The organism is Planotetraspora kaengkrachanensis (assembly GCF_016862895.1).
Lineage (GTDB): Bacteria > Actinomycetota > Actinomycetes > Streptosporangiales > Streptosporangiaceae > Planotetraspora > Planotetraspora kaengkrachanensis.
The window spans coordinates 1-1,168 of sequence record NZ_BONV01000081.1 but is presented as its reverse complement, the minus strand read 5'-3'; the positions used below and the strand labels follow the sequence as shown (position 1 = coordinate 1,168).

Sequence of the window (1,168 nt, the reverse complement as noted above, 5' to 3'; positions counted from 1 at the left end):
GTGAGATTATTCGTACAGAGTTTCGATTCGATTGTGGTGGGGGTGGAGGGCGTGGCTGGGCCGAGAGGGCGACGTTCTTCGCCTCCTTCTGTTTCTTCTTCTGCGTCTTCTGTGTCGTCTTCGGGGGCCGGGCAGTTGCCGTGTGGTCCGGCCTGGTGGGCGGAGGTGACGGCGCGGGCCCGGGTGTGGTCGTCGGATGGCAGTTCGGCGTTGAACCGCCCCCCGGTGGACGACCCGCGGCCGGACCCGGCGGCACCGCCCCAGCCCCAGCCCCAGCCCCAGCCCCAGCCCCAGCCTCGACCTGAGCCTGAGTCGGCGCCTGAGCCTGAGCCGGGGTCCGGACCCGAGTTTCCTGGACCCGCCGGTGAAGGGTCGGCGTCTGCTGATGCGACTGGGTCTGCGGGCGTGGAGGGGTCGGCTGGGCTGGTCGCCGCGATCGGGGAGTTGGCCGGGTTGCTGGCGGTGACAAAGGTGCCGGATTCGGCGGGTGTGTGTTTGGAGCAGGCGGGTGCGTTGGTGGTGGCGCGGGATCGGTTGATCTCGGCGATCACGGCTCGGGTGGAGCGGGTGCATCGGGCGGGTGAGGCCAGGTCGCAGGGGCATGCCGGCACGCGGGCCTGGTTGCGGGGCGGGTGTGGGATGAGTTCGGGTTCGGCGTCGTGGTTGGTGATGCTGGCGACGGAGTTGGCGCGTCTGCCGGTGGTGCGGGCGCGGTTCGCCGAGGGCGGCTTGTCGGAGGGGCAGGTGTCGGCGATCTGCCGGGCGGTGAGCGGTCTGACCGATGAGCAGGCGGGCATCGCCGAGCCGATTTTGGTGGGGTTGGCGGATCGGGCGGGCCCGGCGGAGGTGGCCAAGGCCGGCCGGTATCTGCGTGAGGTGCTGGATCCCGGTCAGGCGGGCGCTGATGGTGATGCCGATTATGCGCGGCGGTTGTTGGTGGTGCGGCCGACCGGGTCGGGTGGGTTGGAGGGGGAGTTCCGGCTTCCTCGTGAGGCGGCGGCCCGGTTGCGGACGTGGCTGGATGCCTATGCCCGGCCCCGTACCGATGGTGATGACCGGCCGTTGCGGGTCCGCAACGCCGACGCGCTGATCGCGCTGCTGGAAAACAAGATCACCACGGAGTTGCTGGTCCTGGTCAACGCCGAATCCCTCCCCAAAGACCACCCCC

At 70.1% G+C, this 1,168-nt stretch carries 1 protein-coding gene; it reads left to right on the top strand.

Going from position 1 to position 1,168, the window contains the following annotated elements:
* Positions 1-444 precede the first annotated feature (444 nt).
* A partial coding sequence (locus Pka01_RS40430; protein ID WP_203888321.1) for a DUF222 domain-containing protein occupies positions 445-1,168 on the top strand: 724 nt, incomplete at its 3' end.